Source organism: Pantoea sp. CCBC3-3-1, from assembly GCF_007981265.1.
Lineage (GTDB): Bacteria > Pseudomonadota > Gammaproteobacteria > Enterobacterales > Enterobacteriaceae > Erwinia.
In genome coordinates, this window is the sequence record NZ_CP034363.1 from 3,354,231 (window position 1) to 3,370,649 (window position 16,419).

Here is a 16,419-nt window from a genome sequence, read left to right on the forward strand (position 1 = left end):
ATGATGCAGGTTACCCGGCTGCATACGCGGTAATCTTTTGATTTAACTTAAAGAAAAACTTTAAGATTCTGTAAGTAAACCGCAGGGAAAGCGTAAAAAAAGGACGAGTGTCCATAAGATATGTCAGGATTTATTTAGCGAAAATTTATATTCTGTCACGGAATCTGGCAAAAGATACCCATCGAAAAACTGCCTGTTTTTTACACAACCCAATGAAAACTGCATTTCCCGGAGCGGGTAATTTTCCTCTGCTGCCAATGATTTGAGTTAAGGTGAGATTTCCACCGTTTCGCCAGGAGTTATCTGGAAAATAGCACTTAAGGACAAATATTCATTAACAAGCGCGTTTTTCGAGGTTAATAACGTCAGCGGTAGCGCCAGCCAAGGTTTTAACCTTGATGAAAAATGATTTTTTTCATCGGGTTTTCTTCGTAAATCTGGCTAAATGTGATAAAAAGTAGTGCTAATGGAGCCTGGCTTTGAACAGGAAATATGACAATGCAGGATGCCCAACCTGTAATGGCCTCTGCGGCGGAAACGTGACCTGAGATATACGCAATTTGCTTAACTATTCCAATAGGGGTGATGCTATGAGCCTGTTGATACTGCCGCCTGTCAGGTCCATTTCCTCCATGACAATCCACACTTATACAGGTATTCTGGCAGGCTCGATCCTGACAGGGTTGCTTGCATTAAAGTACAGCCTGAGCGTAGCCTTTCGCGCTATTACCGTTCTGCTGCCAGTCGTCGCTGCCAGCGCCCGGCTGCTTACACGTTAACTGGGGTCTTAAGCTACGCTATGTTGCCATACAAATTTCCTCTGACTTCGGGTAATGTCACTCGCTTCTTTGTGATGTTTATTCTGGTCCTGCTGCTCGCGTCAGGGTTTATGATCCACAATGCCGTCAATGCCTGGCTGACGGAGAAACGCTACGCCATGGCCGATATCGCCCATGCCATGCAGAAGCGTATCGATACCTATCGTTTTGCTACCTGGCAGATTTACGAAAATCTGGCCGCTAATGCCGCAGGTACGCCGCCAAACAGCTTGCAGGAAACTCGCCTGCGTCCTGACGTTTACTATCTGGAAAAAACGCGCCGTAAGACCGAAGCGCTGATCTTTGGCTCGCACGACAGCAGTACGCTGGATATGACCCTGCGGATGTCCAACTATCTTGATACCCTGTGGGGCGCTGAAAACAGTACCTGGTCGATGTATTTCCTCAACGGTCAGGACAACAGTATGATCCTGGTCTCTACCCTGCCGCTAAAGGATATGGCCACGCGTTATAAAGAGAGCGCGATTAGCAATATCGTCGACGCACGGCGGGCAGAAATGCTTCAGCAGGCGAATGCGCTGGACGAGCGGGAAAGTTTCTCTCCTCTGCGGCGCTTTACCTGGCAAAACGACCATTACTTCACCGTACGCACCACCTTTAACCAGCCGGGCCACCTGGCAACGGTTGTGGCTTTTGATCTGCCGATTAACGATCTTATTCCACTCAATATGCCGCTGGAAAATTTCCAGCTTAAGCAGGACAACACCGTCTCCGGTAACAGCACCGATGTGGATGACGGCACGCATACCACCACGGTTACGCTGCTCAACCCTAACGTGGAGATTGCGGCTTCGTTAACCAGCACCCCGCTCCAGCTGGTTTATCGCGTACCCGTGCTGGGGCTTATCGTTGATACATTACGCAACCTGATGTGGCCGCTACTGGCAAACTTTGTTCTGCTGCTGCTCTCACTGGGCGGGCTGTTTATGCTGCGTCAGCAGTCGCTTCGCCCGAGTGAAAACCAGAGCGCCGAGCTGGAATCGCTGCGTATTCTCAATGATGAGATCGTTGCCAGCATGCCGGTCGGTCTGCTGGTGTATGATTTTGCCAACAATCGCACTATTATCAGCAACAAAATTGCCGAGCACCTGCTGCCGCATCTTAATCTGCAAAAGATTATCAATATGTCCGATCAGCATCAGGGCGTATTACAGGCGACGGTGAACAACGAGGTTTATGAGATCCGCCACGCCCGCAGCCTGCTTTCCGCTAATACCCAGCTGTTTATGATGCGCGATCAGGATCGTGAGCTGCTGGTGAACAAAAAGCTGCAAAAGGCGCAGCAGGTTCTGGATAAAAGTCATCAGACTCGCCAGCAGCTACTGCAAAATCTGGGGCATGCTCTGAATGCGCCACTGGCCAGCGTTATCCATCACCTGCAAGCCATCAGCGAAGCGCAGCCGGCTGAATCGCTCAACGATGCGCTGGAAGAGTCGCATGCTTTACGGCGTCTGGTGGACGATATCGTGCTGCTTAACCGTCTTGAAACGCATGACTGGGCACCCGATGCTGGCGCATTTAATTTGCAAAGCGTGCTGGATGAGCTGGTGACAGAAGCCCTGCCCTCCATGCGCCGCAAAGGCCTGAAGCTGGTCGTCAGTAATCGCCTTAACAGCGATGAGAACCGCTTTGGCGACCGTCGCGCACTCTATAAAATTTTGACTACGCTGCTGCATTATTCGATTACCAGCACCAGCTGGGGTCGGATCAGCATTGAGGTGAGTCATCCCGCTGATCGGCCAGACAGGCTTGCCATTGAAATGGTGGATACCGGTGCCGGCCTGACCGTAGATGAGATGGGAAATACTGATTTCCCGTTCCTCGGAGAAACCAGTCAGGATCGCTTCGGCCAGGCTTCTGGACTGGCCTTCTTCCTTTGCAAACAGCTTTGTAAGCAGCTTGGCGGGCACCTGGAAATCGTGGCGCGACCGGATATCGGCACTCGCTACAGCATCCAGATCCACGCACCGCAGGAGCATTTGCAGGTGCAGGAAGAGAAGCTGCTGGAAGGCCTGACAACGTTGATTGATATCACCGTGGATGAAGTCAGAAAGATTGTCGTTCATCAGCTTGAAAACTGGGGTGCCAACTGTATTACGCCTGATGAGCGTTTTTCCGGACAGGATCATGATGTGCTGGTAACGGACGATCCGGCGAACCTGACACCGTGGGCGCTGTTGCTCGCGGATGACGAAACTGGCTACAGTGCGCTTTCTCGTGACCAGTTCAGGGTCAATTTCAATATCAGTAGCGCAATGCAGGATGCGCTGTTACAGCTTATTGAGCTCCAGCTGGCCCTGGACGAGACGGAAGAAGAGCAGGACACGGCGCAGCTTTTCGCGCCGGGGTACTTCCAGCTCTTCGTCGATACAGTACCAGATGATGTAAAGAGATTGTATAATGAGGCCGCAGAAAGCGATTTGAGTTCGCTTGCTCAGACTGCGCATCGCCTGAAGGGCGTGTTTGCCATGCTTAATCTGACACCAGGCAAGCAGCTTTGTGAAACGTTAGAACAGCACATTACAGAGTGTGACAATTCAAACATTAAAAATACCACCAGTGAAATTGACCGCTACGTCAACGAACTGCTGCAGCAAGGTAACCAATAATATGAACAACCTGAATGTAATTATTGCCGATGATCATCCCATTGTTCTGTTCGGCATTCGTAAATCACTCGAACAAATTGAATGGGTCAACGTTGTCGGTGAGTTCGAAGATTCCACAGCACTCATCAACAGTTTGTCCAAGCTGGACGCGAATGTCCTGATCACCGATCTTTCCATGCCTGGCGAAAAATATGGCGACGGTATTACGCTGATCAAATATATCAAGCGTCACTATCCGGACCTTTCTATTATTGTTCTGACGATGAACAATAACCCGGCAATCCTCAGCGCCGTTCTGGATCTGGATATTGAAGGGATTGTGCTGAAACAGGGCGCGCCTACTGATTTACCAAAAGCACTGGCTGCTTTGCAGAAAGGCAAAAAGTATACGCCTGACAGCGTGGCGAAACTGCTGGAGAAAATCAGCGCAGGTGGCTACGGCGATAAGCGTCTGTCACCGAAAGAGAGTGAAGTTCTGCGGCTGTTTGCGGAAGGCTTCCTGGTGACTGAAATTGCCAAGAAACTGAACCGCAGCATTAAAACTATCAGCAGTCAGAAAAAATCAGCAATGATGAAACTGGGCGTGGATAACGATATTGCGCTGCTGAACTACCTTTCTTCCGTCAGCACGATGCCGGTAGATAAGGACTAAGCTTCCGTTCTGATAAAAAGGGTGAATAGATATTCACCCTTTTTTTTTAATTATTAATCGCAATGACTTTGATCGTAAACTTGCTGCAATCCTGCGAGTGACAAATACCGCTGTACCAAAGCTCGCCGTGTTCACCCACCATGATGCCCATATCTCTGGCAAACACATCCGCGTATTGCTGATCCACAATACTTTTACGATAAGAGGGCGTGAACACCCGATCGTAGATCTGGATAAAGGCCCTGGGGGTGTTGATCTTCCGCTTCTTCTGATTGACCGTGACGGTTATCGGATAGCTAACCATCGCGGCAACAGCATGCTTATCGCCCTTCGCCACGGCCTGCTGCAAATCAGTCAGGAACTGATGATATTGTTGATGCGTTCCCTGCCCCATCAGGCTGTCGATTCTTGCATCGGTTGCCGTATCCGATCCGCCCAGGGCGGTTCCCGTTAGCACCTGCGACAGCAGCATTGCACCGATCATTTTTTTAAGCATTCTACCTTCCCTCTGCGCAAGCGGGTTGCTGATTAATACCCGAATTTCACTCTGTTTTATACTTCCCGGCCTTTTCTGACCCGCTCGGCATAAAACGCCAGCGTCTGTTGCAGCGTATTCAACGTAACCGGCTTCGACAAACAGTTGTCCATTCCCGCTTCCATACAGCGCTGTTTCTCTTCTGCCAGCGCGTTTGCCGTGACGCCTACCACCGGGAAGGTTAGCCCCAATTGACGCAGGCGCTGCGTCAGACGATATCCATCCATATTAGGCATATTCACATCGGTCAGCACAATATCGATTTCGCTGCGGCTGAGCACATTTAGCGCGTCTACGCCATCCTGTGCCGTTTTCACCCGATAGCCTAACGAACCGAGCTGGTCGGAGAGCAACATCCGGTTAATTGGATGATCGTCGACCACCAGGATCAGGATATCTTCATTACTGACCCCTTTCTCTTCGGCTTCCGGCATGGCTGGCGTGGCATTCGGCATATCCACTTCCACGCGATAGATACGGCCCAGCAGCGCAGGCAGTTCGTGAGGCGTTGTGGTGCCGTAAACCCAGCGCCCAGGCGACAGCTCCTGCGGCCCGTCATTATGACTGCCGTCAAAGCGAATAGTCGCCCGATGCGCCTGCGGATTTTGGTAATCGTAATCGGTAACGATAACATCGTCCGGTTCCAGGCTGATGCCTTCCTGGAAACGCTGTACGGTAATGCCATGTTCGCTCAACAGCGTGATGAGGAAAGTAGCCAGTGCATCGTTGCGCAGCTCAAGCCAGCATTGCTTTCCTTGCAGACCGTCTTGCATAACCGGGATCATCACCTGGCTGTTGTACAGCGGAATTCGCACCACAAACTGGCTGCCCATACCCGGTTCAGAATCGACCTCGATATCGCCATCCATCATATTGATCAGTTTTTCACAGATTGCCAGCCCCAGCCCGGTACCCTGGAAATTGCGCTGCACGCCCGTCCCTACCTGGAAGAAAGGATCGAACAGTCGGGTGATTTCTTTCGCCGGTATGCCTACGCCGGTATCGCGGACGCGGAAAGCGAGATAACCGTCTTTCACAAAAGCCTGCAGGACAATGCCGCCGGTATGGGTAAATTTAATGGCGTTATTCAGCAGGTTGGAAATCACCTGCTGCAAACGCAGCGGATCGCCATCCAGCGTGACCGGCACGTCGCTGTCGATAAAGCACCACAGCGTCAGCCGCTTTTTCACCACCATCGCCAGATAGTTGGAAGCGATGTGGGTGATGACTTCGCGCGGCGAGAACTGGCGCGGTTCAATGCGCAGCTGCTCGGATTCAATCTTCGAGAAGTCGAGAATATCGCTGATGATTTTTAGCAGCAGGCTGGAGGAGTTATTCATCGCCGTTACCAGCGATTCCACGCCTTTCGGCAGTGAGCGGGTCTGGAGCAGATCGAGGTTTCCGATAATGCCATACAGCGGCGTGCGCAGTTCATGGCTAACCGTGGCAAGGAACATCGATTTCGACTGGCTGGCCTGCTCTGCCGCCTGAGCCATTTCCTGCAATGACTCTTCCATCTTCACGCGGGCGCTAACATCGACCAGTACGCAGATCGCCACGTTCTCGTTACGATAGCGCGAGTGAACGAAGCTGATCTGAAGATTAGTATTGCTGCCGGTCAGGACATCAACAAAATTCACCTGCTGGCCGCAGATGATTTCCGTAAGCCGCTGGCGGTCTTCCTGCGTCAGCATGCTCAGGTAGTTATGCGCCAGCTCGTTACTGAGAATGTTAGTCCCGTCGCTGGTTCGCAGAATGCAGATGCCTACCGGCGCAGAGGCGACAATTTTACGGTTAAACTGCTCGTGCTCTTCCAGACGGTGCGCATTATCTTCTGCGGGCAGGAACATACGTCGTTCAAACAGCCACGCCAGGGTAAACAGAATTAATGCGCTGATCACATTTAACAGGATGGCATTGATGATCAGCATTTTCAGCTTTTCAACCATCTCGTTGGTCTGGACTGAGTAGACCACGGTCAGTGAAGAAGGCGTCAGTGTTTTCTTCAGCACCAGCTGCTTATAGCCATTGATGTAGCCGAACCAGGCATTGTCATCAGGCAGATCGTCCAGTGAGATTCTGGCCGCCATTCGTGAGGAAGACATGACGCGCTGGTTGTTCGAATCCAGAATGGTTGCGTTAACCGGGAAGCTGCCCGGCAGCACAAAGTCTTCCAGACGGATAGTCTGCTCAATGCCCAGCAGCGCCGCCATTTTGTTGGCGATATAAACCGGCGTGACCATATAGTAATAACTCACGCCCGGCTGGTTAGTCGGTGCAATCCAGAAGAAGCTGCTTTTACGCTCTTCATCATTGCCATTACGGTATTTAAGAATGCGCTCGTGCAGCGACTTCATCGTGCGCTCACGATCGGCGGAGGCGTGACCAACGCCAAAGTCTGCCAGGCACAGGCTTTCGCCACCGATAAAGAAGACCCGGTTTAATTCATAAGCCGTGGCAAAGTTCTCTTTCCAGTAGCGCAGGAAATAGCTCAGCGATTCCAGAGAATTACGCCAGGTATCACTCATCGCGCTACAGTCAGAATCGGAATACAGCGGATAAAACTGAGGCAGCGAGGTTTTCCCGGGAAAAACACCGTTCAGTACGTCCAGACCGTTAGCTGAAGCATTTAGCCGGTTTTCAGCGATATATTTCAGCTCGCGGGTAATATCAGCAGAATGACGCACATACCACTGCGCCTGTTCAAAGTTGGCGTTGAACTCCTGGCGAACCTGGGCTTCTTTCTCGTGCAGGACATTAATGATATAGAACGTCGTCAGCAATGCGCCCAGCGTCCAGAGCATTAGCGCCAGCGCCCGGAACAGATAGCGGGAAATCCTTAACGTGGTTCTGAACGAGACTAAATATTTCAAGCGAAACCTACAGTGGCAGCGGGTATGGGGTAACTCATTTTGATCCCGCTACAGTACCGCCAGAACGGTAAAAAAGCCAGTTACCCCTTCGTTTCCTCGCTTACTTTGCGCAGATAAAGCGATTCCCTGCTGATTGACGCAATTACGATTAATCATCAGCCTGTAAAACAACAACCTTAGCGGTATTATCAGGCTGAGTCAGCTTGCTGTCGAAGCGTTCAGGGTTTTATTGCCGGATGCAGCAAAACATATTTGCCTAATCCGTCCTGCGACTGCGCCAGTGCGGCAAGCTGCTCCGCTCTTTCATGCAGGCAAGCCAGCGACAGCGCGATAACCTCTTCGCGGGATGATTTTATTGATGAGCCCCTGGGGATGGGCGCTTTTCCTTTTGATTTCGAGTACATATAAAGCCTCCTGCACATATGTTTGATGGTAAATATATCCGGCACCAGCCGCGTGTCGGACTAAAAGACGATGGTACAGCCTGCCCAGATTCTCGCGTATGGCGACGGCAACCAACAGCGCGGGCTGATGACGTTGCATAAAATCGTCTATCGCACCGCCAATACCCTCGATCATCAGGCTTTCCAGTTCCCGGCGAGTAAACGCCATCCTGCTGTCAGATCCGAAACGCCCGGACTGATTGAGGGAGAATAACGCATCATGTGGATAAAAACTAATCATCCAGATGAAATTTTCCACATAAAATTGCGGCCAGTCATTATTAAATAAAAAATGCATTGCCGAATGGAGTCGATTGATTTCAACCAGATATTCACGCTTCCTGCCGTCGGCTTTCACTACCCCAATAAGATAATTTTCCCGGCTCCCTGACCACGGGGAAGGATAACGTCCAACCTTGATTTGCATGGCCACCTCCTTTGTGTGCCCTGCCTGTATAGCAAGCCTCCTGCCCGACGTCAGCTATCGCATTTTAAAATGCGTAACGGCTTCCAAAATATTTTCTCCGCTCGTTTCGGCATAAAAAAAGGCCGGTTCACTGAACCGGCCTCTGGCACTTTTTAACGATGACGTTTATTCGTCTTCATCGCCTTCAGGTGCATCATCTTCATTTTCCACTTCTGGAGAGATATCTTCATCCCCTTCCGCAACGCTACCGTCAATAGCATCCAGCTCTTCTTCAGCAACCGGCTCCGCAACACGTTGCAGACCCACGACGTTCTCATCTTCCGCAGTACGGATCAGAATAACGCCCTGAGTGTTACGACCAACCACGCTCACTTCAGATACACGGGTACGCACCAGCGTACCGGCATCGGTGATCATCATGATCTGATCGCTGTCGACAACCTGCACCGCACCAATCACCGGTCCGTTACGCTCGGTCACTTTGATCGAGATAACGCCCTGCGTTGCACGCGATTTGGTTGGGTATTCGCTGTTAGCAGTACGCTTGCCGTAGCCGTTCTGCGTGACCGTCAGAATAGCGCCGTCATCACGTGGCACAATCAGTGATACCACGCGATCGCCCTCAGCCAGCTTGATGCCGCGTACGCCCGATGCGGTACGACCCATCGCGCGCACAGCGCTTTCTGCAAAGCGCACCACTTTACCGGCGGCTGAGAACAGCATTGCTTCGTCGCTGCCGTTGGTCAGTGAGACGCCGATCAGCTCGTCATCTTCACGCAGGTTGACGGCGATAATACCGGCACTGCGCGGACGGCTAAACTCGGTCAGGGCGGTCTTCTTCACGGTACCGCTGGCGGTGGCCATAAAGATGTTCCAGCCTTCCGCGTACTCACGTACCGGCAGGATTGCGGTAATGCGCTCGTTGGCTTCCAGCGGCAGCAGGTTGACGATAGGACGTCCACGCGCGCCACGGCTCGCTTCCGGCAGCTGATAAACCTTCATCCAGTACAGGCGACCACGGCTTGAGAAGCAGAGGATCGTATCGTGGGTGTTGGCCACCAGCAGGCGATCGATAAAGTCTTCTTCTTTGATACGCGCGGCCGATTTGCCTTTACCACCGCGACGCTGCGCTTCGTAATCCGTCAGCGGCTGATACTTCACGTAGCCCTGATGAGAAAGCGTAACGACAACATCTTCCTGATTAATCAGGTCTTCGATATTGATATCGGCGCTGTTGGCCGTGATTTCGGTGCGACGCTTGTCGCCGAACTGATCGCGGATCAGCTCCAGCTCTTCACGAATCACTTCCATCAGGCGCTCAGCGCTTTCCAGAATGTGGATCAGTTCAGCAATCTGCTCCAGCAGCTCTTTGTACTCGTCCAGCAGTTTTTCATGCTCAAGGCCGGTCAGTTTCTGCAAGCGCAGATCCAGAATCGCCTGAGCCTGCTGCTCGGTCAGATAGTACTTGCCATCACGGATGCCGAACTCTTCTTCCAGCCATTCAGGACGCGCGGCGTTATCACCGGCACGCTCCAGCATGGCAGAAACGTTACCCAGCTCCCACGGGCTGGCAACCAGACCCGCTTTGGCTTCCGATGGCGTGGCCGCACGACGGATCAGCTCGATAATCGGATCGATGTTTGCCAGCGCAATGGCCAGCGCTTCAAGGATGTGAGCACGATCGCGCGCCTTGCGCAGTTCAAAGATAGTGCGGCGCGTTACCACTTCACGGCGGTGACGCACGAAGGCTTCCAGAATATCCTTCAGCGGCATAATCTTCGGCTGGCCCTGATGCAGCGCAACCATGTTGATGCCGAAGGAAGTTTGCAGCTGGGTGAGCGAGTAGAGGTTGTTCAACACCACTTCGCCAACCGCATCGCGCTTCACTTCAACCACAATACGCATGCCGTCTTTATCAGACTCATCGCGCAGTGCGCTGATGCCTTCCAGACGCTTCTCTTTCACCAGTTCAGCCATTTTCTCAATCAGGCGAGCTTTGTTCACCTGATAAGGAATTTCATGAATGATGATTGTTTCGCGGCCGGTTTTGGCGTCGGTTTCCACTTCGCCACGCGCACGGATATAAATTTTTCCGCGCCCGGTACGGTAAGCTTCTTCAATCCCACGACGGCCATTGATGATGGCGGCAGTTGGGAAATCCGGCCCTGGGATGTGCTCCATCAGCCCTTCAATGCTGATGTTTTCATCTTCGATGTAGGCCAGGCAGCCGTTGATCACTTCCGTCAGGTTGTGTGGCGGAATGTTGGTCGCCATACCTACTGCAATCCCTGACGCACCGTTCACCAGCAGGTTGGGGATTTTGGTCGGCATGACTTCCGGGATCTGCTCGGTGCCGTCATAGTTCGGCACAAAGTCTACGGTCTCTTTTTCCAGATCGGAGAGCAGTTCGTGGGCGATTTTGGACATGCGAACTTCGGTGTAACGCATTGCGGCAGCGGAGTCGCCGTCAACGGAACCAAAGTTACCCTGCCCGTCTACCAGCATGTAGCGCAGCGAGAAAGGCTGCGCCATACGCACAATGGTGTCATACACGGCGGTGTCGCCATGAGGGTGATATTTACCAATTACGTCGCCGACGACACGGGCAGACTTTTTATAAGGTTTGTTCCAGTCATTGCCCAGCACGTTCATGGCAAAGAGTACACGACGGTGTACTGGCTTCAGGCCATCGCGAACATCTGGCAATGCGCGGCCAACGATGACCGACATGGCATAATCGAGGTAAGAGTTCTTTAACTCTTCTTCGATATTGACCGGTGTGATTTCTCTGGCCAGGTCACTCATTGAGGCACTTTCCTTCTAATTATACCCGGATTCAAAGGTGCGAAAGTATATCACCTTTCGCCCTGGTGGTGAATGGAAAGCGTCGTTCAGGCTGCTTAAATCAGGGCAGAATGCCACCGCCAGGTCAGCACTGCCCTTACTTATGCGGAAAGATGTATACTGACGGCAAACGGGTATGGGAGTTATTAATCATGAAGTCAGAGCAAAACGGCACCACCGCGAACGTGGATCATAATGAAATTGCTAAATTTGAAGCGGTCGCGTCCCGCTGGTGGGATCTGGAAGGCGAGTTCAAGCCGCTGCATCGGATCAATCCTCTGCGCCTCGGTTATATTGCTCAACACAGTGACGGCCTGTTTGGCAAAAAGGTGCTGGACGTTGGCTGCGGCGGCGGCATTTTGGCAGAAAGCATGGCGCGTGAAGGCGCTAACGTCACCGGCCTGGATATGGGCGCTGAACCCTTGCAGATCGCTCGCCTGCACGCGCTGGAAAGCGGCGTAAAAGTGGATTATGTCCAGCAGACGGTAGAAGAGCATGCCGAACAGTTTGCGGGTCAATACGATGTCGTGACCTGTATGGAGATGCTGGAGCACGTACCGGATCCGCGTTCAGTGGTTCACGCATGCGCGCGCCTGGTCAAACCTGGCGGTGAGGTATTCTTTTCTACTCTGAACCGCAACAGCAAATCCTGGCTGATGGCCGTTATCGGCGCTGAGTATGTTTTACGTATGGTGCCGCGCGGTACGCATGATATTAAGAAGTTTATTCGCCCGGCCGAGTTGCTCAACTGGGTTGATGAGACGCCGCTGCGTGAACGCCATATGATCGGTCTGCATTATAATCCGCTGACCAACAAGTTTAAGCTGGCCCCCGGCGTGGATGTTAACTACATGGTGCATACGCATTCTGTTGCCGGGTAAATCCACGGCTTAAGTAACGTATCAGGCAGGCCCTTCGCCTGCCTTGTTGTTACCTAAGGGAAATTTTTTCTCGCTACGCTGTCGAACCTGCGCATCAAACCGCTACTCTTTCCGGCAATATAAATTTTAATTCTTTCATCACGCTTTTTTGTACTTGTCCGACGTTGCTTTTTTAGCTACCTGGCGCACAGAATTCAGGCAAAAAAAATCCTGATTTATTTGTACTGAACAAGAATCCCGCGCTCAATAAAAAACTTAAAAAAAATCTTAAGCTGTTGACATGGCTTCAGAGCCTTGAGAAACGCGGACTTAGGAAAAAGCCTGGCGTTAGATCAGTAAAAGTGGGTCGCCGTCAAGCCTTGTTAAGCGCTGATAAATTACTAGAATACTCACCATATAGTTACCCACACTTCCCTTACCCCCTATATATAGTGTTTATCCACAGAGTTACTCACACTTGAGTATGCTGTGCATAAACGGGGGATATTTTTGACTTCACGGACAGGATTAACCGCCACATGAATCAGAGCCTACTGGTCACTAAACGCGATGGCCGCACCGAACGCATCAATCTGGATAAAATCCACCGCGTGCTTGACTGGGCTGCAGAAGGACTGCAAAACGTCTCCGTCTCGCAGGTTGAACTACGTTCACATATCCAGTTCTACGAAGGCATCAGAACCTCTGATATCCACGAAACGATCATCAAATCTGCCGCCGACCTGATCTCCCGCGACGCGCCGGATTATCAGTACATGGCCGCACGTCTGGCCATCTTCCACCTGCGTAAAAAAGCCTACGGCCAGTTTGAGCCGCCTAAGCTTTACGATCAGGTTAAGCAGATGGTCGACCTGGGTAAGTACGATCGTCATTTGCTGGAAGATTACAGCGCAGAAGAGTTCGAGCAGATGGACGGCTTTATCGACCACTGGCGCGACATGAACTTCTCTTATGCCGCCGTGAAGCAGCTGGAAGGGAAATATCTGGTACAAAACCGCGTGAGCGGTGAGATCTACGAAAGCGCGCAGTTCCTGTACATTCTGGTTGCTGCCTGCCTGTTCTCCGGCTATCCGCGTGAGACGCGTCTGGATTACGTGAAGCGTTTCTATGACGCAGTATCCACCTTTAAAATCTCACTGCCGACGCCAATCATGTCCGGCGTGCGTACCCCTACCCGCCAGTTTAGCTCATGCGTTTTGATTGAATGCGGTGACAGCCTGGATTCCATCAATGCGACTTCCAGCGCCATTGTGAAATACGTTTCCCAGCGTGCCGGTATCGGCATCAATGCGGGTCGTATTCGTGCGCTGGGCAGCCCGATCCGGGGCGGCGAAGCTTTCCACACAGGTTGTATCCCGTTCTACAAACATTTCCAGACCGCCGTAAAATCCTGTTCGCAGGGCGGCGTGCGCGGCGGTGCGGCGACGCTGTTCTACCCGATGTGGCATCTGGAAGTAGAAAGCCTGCTGGTGCTGAAAAACAACCGTGGCGTTGAAGGCAACCGCGTCCGCCATATGGACTACGGCGTACAGCTTAACAAACTGATGTATACCCGCCTGTTAAAAGGTGAAGATATCACGCTGTTCAGCCCGTCTGACGTGCCAGGCCTGTATGATGCGTTCTTCGCCGATCAGGCTGAGTTTGAGCGTCTGTATACCAAATATGAAAAAGACGACAGCATTCGTAAGCAGCGCGTAAAAGCGGTAGATCTGTTCTCTCTGATGATGCAGGAACGTGCTTCTACCGGTCGTATCTACATCCAGAACGTTGACCACTGCAACACCCACAGCCCGTTCGATCCGGCTATCGCGCCTGTGCGCCAGTCTAACCTGTGCCTGGAAATCGCGCTGCCGACCAAGCCGCTGACTGATGTTAACGACGAAAACGGTGAGATTGCGCTTTGTACGCTCTCTGCGTTTAACCTTGGCGCGATTGAAAGCCTGGACGATCTGGAAGAGCTGGCAACCCTCGCCGTTCGCGCGCTGGATGCGCTGCTGGATTACCAGGATTACCCAATCCCTGCGGCAAAACGCGGCGCGATGGGCCGTCGTACCCTGGGTATAGGCGTGATCAACTACGCCTACTACCTGGCGAAGCACGGCGTACGCTACTCTGACGGCAGCGCGAACAACCTGACGCACAAGACCTTTGAAGCCATTCAGTTCTATCTGCTGAAAGCCTCAAACGAGCTGGCAAAAGAGCAAGGCGCCTGTGCGTGGTTTAATGAAACCACCTATGCGCAGGGCATTCTGCCGATCGACACCTATAAGAAAGATCTGGACGCGATCAGCAACGAGCCGCTGCACCTGGACTGGGAAGCGCTGCGTGAAGAGATCAAAACGCACGGCCTGCGTAACTCCACGCTTTCTGCCCTGATGCCGTCTGAAACCTCTTCGCAGATTTCAAACGCCACCAATGGGATTGAACCGCCGCGCGGTCATATCAGCATCAAAGCGTCGAAAGACGGTATCCTGCGCCAGGTAGTGCCAGAATACGAGCGCCTGAAAGAGAGCTATGAGCTGCTGTGGGATATGCCGAACAACGACGGCTACCTGCAACTGGTCGGGTTAATGCAAAAGTTCATCGACCAGGCAATTTCATCCAACACCAACTACGATCCAACGCGTTTTGCTAACGGTCGTGTGCCGATGAAACAGCTGCTGAAAGATCTGCTGACCGCCTATAAGTTCGGGGTGAAAACGCTTTATTACCAGAACACCCGTGACGGCGCGGAAGATGCGCAGGATGACCTGGCACCTTCCATTCAGGATGATGGCTGCGAAAGCGGCGCCTGCAAGATTTAACAATTAGCGGGGCGAAGCGATTCGCCCCAGCCAATGTGTCGGGCCGGGTTTACCCGGCCCACCCTCACTGGATTAGAATTCATGGCTTACACAACGTTCTCGCAGAATAAAAACAACCAGCTGGACGAACCGATGTTCTTCGGTCAGCCGGTTAACGTCGCGCGCTACGATCAGCAAAAATACGGCATTTTCGAAAAGCTGATTGAAAAGCAGCTCTCTTTCTTCTGGCGCCCGGAAGAAGTGGACGTCTCCCGTGACCGTATCGACTATCAGGGTCTGCCGGATCATGAGAAACACATCTTTATCAGCAACCTGAAATACCAGACGCTGCTGGATTCTATTCAGGGGCGCAGCCCGAACGTGGCGCTGCTGCCGCTGATTTCGATTCCTGAGCTGGAAACCTGGATTGAAACCTGGGCGTTCTCCGAGACGATCCACTCACGTTCCTATACCCATATTATTCGTAATATCGTTAACGATCCGGCGATCGTATTTGACGATATCGTGACCAACGAACAGATCCTTTCCCGTGCGAAAGATATTTCGGGCTACTACGACGATCTGATCGAGATGACCAACTACTGGCATCTGCTGGGTGAAGGCACGCATCAGGTTAACGGTAAAAGCGTTACGATTAATCTCCGCGCCCTGAAAAAACAGCTCTATATCTGCCTGATGAGCGTTAACGCGCTGGAAGCGATCCGCTTCTACGTCAGCTTTGCCTGTTCCTTCGCCTTCGCCGAGCGCGAACTAATGGAAGGCAATGCGAAAATCATCAAGCTGATCGCACGCGACGAAGCGCTGCACCTGACCGGCACTCAGCATATGCTGAACCTGCTGCGCAGCGGCGAAGACGATCCGGAGATGGCGGAGATTGCTAAAGAGTGCCGTCAGGAGTGCTACGATCTGTTCGTGCTCGCCGCACAGCAGGAGAAAGAGTGGGCAGAATATCTGTTCCGTGACGGCTCGATGATCGGCCTGAACAAAGACATCCTCTGCCAGTATATTGAGTACATTACCAATATCCGTATGCAGGCTGTCGGCCTCGATCTGCCGTTTAAAACGCGTTCAAACCCCATCCCATGGATCAATTCCTGGCTGGTGTCTGACAACGTGCAGGTTGCTCCGCAGGAAGTCGAGGTCAGCTCTTACCTGGTGGGTCAGATTGACTCAGAAGTGGGTGAAAACGACTTCGACGACTTCCAGCTGTAACAATGCGCCAGTTTGTTACTCTCAGCGCCTGCGGCACCCGGCTGGAGTGCGCTGAGGATCATCCCAATCTGCTCACCACGCTGGAAGCGCATCAATATCAAATTGAGTTTCAGTGTCGTGAAGGCTATTGCGGCTCCTGCCGCATACGCCTGGTGAAAGGTGAAGTCAGCTACGCGGAGAAGCCGCTGGCCTTTATTCAGCCGGGAGAGATCCTGCCGTGCTGCTGTAAGGCGAACGGCGATATCGAAGTGGATATTTAAAAAAAGGCACTTTATTTTTCAATAACGTGCCTTTTGCTTT

11 protein-coding genes are annotated in these 16,419 nt (G+C 52.2%); 7 read left to right on the forward strand and 4 right to left on the reverse strand.

Annotated elements, in window-relative coordinates; genetic code table 11:
* The first annotated feature begins 632 nt into the window (after nucleotides 1-632).
* Genes EHV07_RS24570 through rcsB form a run of 3 tightly spaced genes read left to right on the forward strand, consistent with a single transcriptional unit; the run spans nucleotide 633 to nucleotide 4,100 of the window.
* Complete coding sequence (locus EHV07_RS24570) at nucleotides 633-779, forward strand: hypothetical protein (protein ID WP_168199640.1); 147 nt, start codon at nucleotides 633-635, stop codon at nucleotides 777-779.
* Nucleotides 780-799: 20 nt separating this feature from the next.
* Nucleotides 800-3,448: a phosphotransferase RcsD gene (gene rcsD / locus EHV07_RS15645; RefSeq protein WP_147198930.1), complete on the forward strand. Its 2,649-nt coding sequence runs from the start codon at nucleotides 800-802 to the stop codon at nucleotides 3,446-3,448.
* A 1-nt stretch (nucleotide 3,449) separates the two neighbouring features.
* Nucleotides 3,450-4,100 carry a response regulator transcription factor RcsB gene (gene rcsB / locus EHV07_RS15650; protein WP_124231344.1) on the forward strand — a complete coding sequence of 217 codons (651 nt, stop codon included), beginning with the start codon at nucleotides 3,450-3,452 and terminating at the stop codon, nucleotides 4,098-4,100.
* 46 nt (nucleotides 4,101-4,146) lie between these two features.
* On the opposite strand, the gene EHV07_RS15655 is transcribed toward rcsB, so the two are convergent.
* The 4 genes from EHV07_RS15655 to gyrA all read right to left on the reverse strand — a co-directional run bounded on the left by EHV07_RS15655 (nucleotide 4,147) and on the right by gyrA (nucleotide 11,183).
* The gene (locus tag EHV07_RS15655; RefSeq protein WP_147198931.1) at nucleotides 4,147-4,596 is read right to left on the reverse strand and encodes a hypothetical protein; all 450 of its coding nucleotides are present in this window, start codon (nucleotides 4,594-4,596) and stop codon (nucleotides 4,147-4,149) included.
* A 56-nt stretch (nucleotides 4,597-4,652) separates the two neighbouring features.
* Nucleotides 4,653-7,508, reverse strand: a complete 2,856-nt coding sequence (gene rcsC / locus EHV07_RS15660) for a two-component system sensor histidine kinase RcsC (protein ID WP_147198932.1) — start codon at nucleotides 7,506-7,508, stop codon at nucleotides 4,653-4,655.
* Nucleotides 7,509-7,811: 303 nt separating this feature from the next.
* Nucleotides 7,812-8,378: a hypothetical protein gene (locus tag EHV07_RS15665; protein WP_147198933.1), complete on the reverse strand. Its 567-nt coding sequence runs from the start codon at nucleotides 8,376-8,378 to the stop codon at nucleotides 7,812-7,814.
* 165 nt (nucleotides 8,379-8,543) lie between these two features.
* The gene (gene gyrA / locus EHV07_RS15670; RefSeq protein ID WP_147198934.1) at nucleotides 8,544-11,183 is read right to left on the reverse strand and encodes a DNA topoisomerase (ATP-hydrolyzing) subunit A; all 2,640 of its coding nucleotides are present in this window, start codon (nucleotides 11,181-11,183) and stop codon (nucleotides 8,544-8,546) included.
* Between the two features lie 191 nt (nucleotides 11,184-11,374).
* On the opposite strand from gyrA, the gene ubiG reads away from it, so the two are divergent.
* The 4 genes from ubiG (at nucleotide 11,375) to yfaE (ending at nucleotide 16,379) form a co-directional block, all read left to right on the forward strand.
* Nucleotides 11,375-12,103, forward strand: a complete 729-nt coding sequence (ubiG, locus tag EHV07_RS15675; protein WP_147198935.1) for a bifunctional 2-polyprenyl-6-hydroxyphenol methylase/3-demethylubiquinol 3-O-methyltransferase UbiG — start codon at nucleotides 11,375-11,377, stop codon at nucleotides 12,101-12,103.
* Nucleotides 12,104-12,621: 518 nt separating this feature from the next.
* Nucleotides 12,622-14,907, forward strand: coding sequence for a class 1a ribonucleoside-diphosphate reductase subunit alpha (gene nrdA, locus EHV07_RS15680; protein WP_147198936.1), 2,286 nt, complete (start codon nucleotides 12,622-12,624; stop codon nucleotides 14,905-14,907).
* A gap of 81 nt (nucleotides 14,908-14,988) precedes the next feature.
* Nucleotides 14,989-16,119 (forward strand): class Ia ribonucleoside-diphosphate reductase subunit beta, encoded by a 1,131-nt coding sequence (gene nrdB / locus EHV07_RS15685; protein WP_147198937.1) that lies wholly within the window; start codon nucleotides 14,989-14,991, stop codon nucleotides 16,117-16,119.
* Between the two features lie 2 nt (nucleotides 16,120-16,121).
* Nucleotides 16,122-16,379 (forward strand): class I ribonucleotide reductase maintenance protein YfaE, encoded by a 258-nt coding sequence (gene yfaE, locus EHV07_RS15690; protein ID WP_147198938.1) that lies wholly within the window; start codon nucleotides 16,122-16,124, stop codon nucleotides 16,377-16,379.
* Nucleotides 16,380-16,419 lie beyond the last annotated feature (40 nt).

Bases quoted from the DNA above. Each gene is read 5' to 3' on its own strand.
- gyrA (WP_147198934.1), bottom strand. From the start codon at position 11,183: ATGAGTGACCTGGCCAGAGAAATCACACCGGTCAATATCGAAGAAGAG.
- rcsD (WP_147198930.1), top strand. From the start codon at position 800: ATGTTGCCATACAAATTTCCTCTGACTTCGGGTAATGTCACTCGCTTC.
- ubiG (WP_147198935.1), top strand. From the start codon at position 11,375: ATGAAGTCAGAGCAAAACGGCACCACCGCGAACGTGGATCATAATGAA.
- nrdA (WP_147198936.1), top strand. From the start codon at position 12,622: ATGAATCAGAGCCTACTGGTCACTAAACGCGATGGCCGCACCGAACGC.
- EHV07_RS15665 (WP_147198933.1), bottom strand. From the start codon at position 8,378: ATGCAAATCAAGGTTGGACGTTATCCTTCCCCGTGGTCAGGGAGCCGG.
- EHV07_RS24570 (WP_168199640.1), top strand. From the start codon at position 633: ATGACAATCCACACTTATACAGGTATTCTGGCAGGCTCGATCCTGACA.
- rcsB (WP_124231344.1), top strand. From the start codon at position 3,450: ATGAACAACCTGAATGTAATTATTGCCGATGATCATCCCATTGTTCTG.
- yfaE (WP_147198938.1), top strand. From the start codon at position 16,122: ATGCGCCAGTTTGTTACTCTCAGCGCCTGCGGCACCCGGCTGGAGTGC.
- nrdB (WP_147198937.1), top strand. From the start codon at position 14,989: ATGGCTTACACAACGTTCTCGCAGAATAAAAACAACCAGCTGGACGAA.
- EHV07_RS15655 (WP_147198931.1), bottom strand. From the start codon at position 4,596: ATGCTTAAAAAAATGATCGGTGCAATGCTGCTGTCGCAGGTGCTAACG.